This is a genomic window from Serratia sp. 506_PEND, from assembly GCF_001076875.1.
Taxonomy (GTDB): Bacteria; Pseudomonadota; Gammaproteobacteria; order Enterobacterales; family Enterobacteriaceae; genus Serratia; species Serratia marcescens.
Map to the genome: position 1 here is coordinate 1 of NZ_JVEL01000014.1, position 1,779 is coordinate 1,779.

Annotated in this window: 1 protein-coding gene and 1 pseudogene; both read right to left on the minus strand. The window is 32.5% G+C overall.

Going from position 1 to position 1,779, the window contains the following annotated elements:
- Positions 1-1,063: pseudogene (locus ADK28_RS00270) on the minus strand (hypothetical protein); the annotation flags it as partial.
- Positions 1,056-1,779 (minus strand): AAA family ATPase (locus ADK28_RS29550; RefSeq protein WP_161802681.1); only part of this gene is annotated, 724 nt, incomplete at its 5' end. The gene ADK28_RS29550 and the pseudogene ADK28_RS00270, both read right to left, overlap by 8 nt.

Sequence of the window (1,779 nt, forward strand, 5' to 3'; positions counted from 1 at the left end):
CATCATAGGTCATAAATGCCCTCCAATTTTCATAATAGCTTTTAAAAAGTGCCATAAGCCGAAAAATTTCTGCCTTGGTTGCTCTTTTATTGTAAACTCCTAATAGTTTAAATAATTTTATATTATTATCAACGGCTGTGTTTGTTGCAATGAATTTCACTCTCGAACCAGCTTCATTTCCATATAGCATTGCCGACGTTAGTTTTTCGATGTCAAAAACAACATATTCATCAGCACCTTGAAAATAAGGATTCGCATGAAGTGGGTATAAAGTATCCTTGTCCCTCTTAAATAGAGAATTACATGTATTGCAACAAGGTATCAGGTTGTAGATACTTAATGAAAAAATAGGATACTTGGATTTCGGAAGGAAATGATCAAGAGCCTGCCTATAAACCCTATTATCATCAGTGATATTTCCCACGTGAGACTCATTGCACATAGGACAATAATCTAAAGCAAGCTCATCTCCAATTTTACGAAGAATTTCGCTAGGCATCGACTCATAGGACATTATATTTCTTAACATCCTAACCCATTCAGGCATTACTTCTAAATCTATATTTCCATCATTTAAAGCTGCGTGAATTTTTTTGCAACATGATTTTATTGAGCGTGCATCATTGGAGTCATTTAATTTTGAGATATAAAAACCAACAAAGTGACTCTGAAGATTTCCATTTACAAATGAGATCTCACGTATTGCATCACTCTTTAGCTCGCATATTCTATTAAGATTGTCATCTCCCCGTAGATATATACTAATTATTTCAACTGTCGAAGGTATTTGATTCAGATCAATCCCTTGAAAAAAATGTTTTGGGTTGTAGCATTCAGAAATAACAGGGAACAGATTGTTTATGTCCGTTAAAATATCTAAGAGCTCATTAAAATCCGCAGTGATTATTTTGCAAAAATTCTTACTCAAGTAAAACATAAACTCATGGTATTCCTCGGAGTCATTACCGTACTCATTGACCTTATTAAGAAATACCATATCAGAAACAATACCATAATATTCCTCAACGAACTCGGAAGAGAACCTAGTCGGGACTTTAATCATTTTTGATCCCCAAAATATATGTGAGGAATTTATTTTTTATCAAGGAGGTTATATATTCATTATCATTAATAAATGACTTATCATTCTTTCTCTTAATTAATTCTTCCACTTTTTTCAGAACTCTTTCACCGACTGTCGCTCTCAAGAAAAAACCTTGACTCATGGTTTTTTCAATTGATTCTCCAAAACCAATTGAATCAAGATTACCTGTGACTATTTCTTTATTACCACCACGACTGAGAGAAATTATATCTACAGGTAAGAAATCAGACGCAATTATAGGCGAATGCGATGACATCAATATTTGGAAACTTACACCATCGTTGAATTCATTTAGCATATCTATAATATCAGAAAATATTTTCCGTTGCCATTCAGGATGCAAATACAAATCGATCTCATCTAGTAACAGTAGTATTTTGCTTTTGTTTTTTGAGGAAGATATTTTATAAATTGAATTATATAGACTCGAGAAAAGATGTAATAACGAAACTTCACCACTACTTAACCCATTCCATTCAATGCTAAATATAGCATCAAATTCTTTAGGCAAAGCATTTGACATACTTATTAAGTCCGCAGCGTTCCCGGGTGAGTTTATATAAAAATTCAGTTCTAAATCTTTTGTTCTAATTCTGTCATTGCTATCAAATAGTTTGTATATTATTGACTGGACTAGATCAACATCTTTTTTAAGCTTTATAATCTCTTTAATG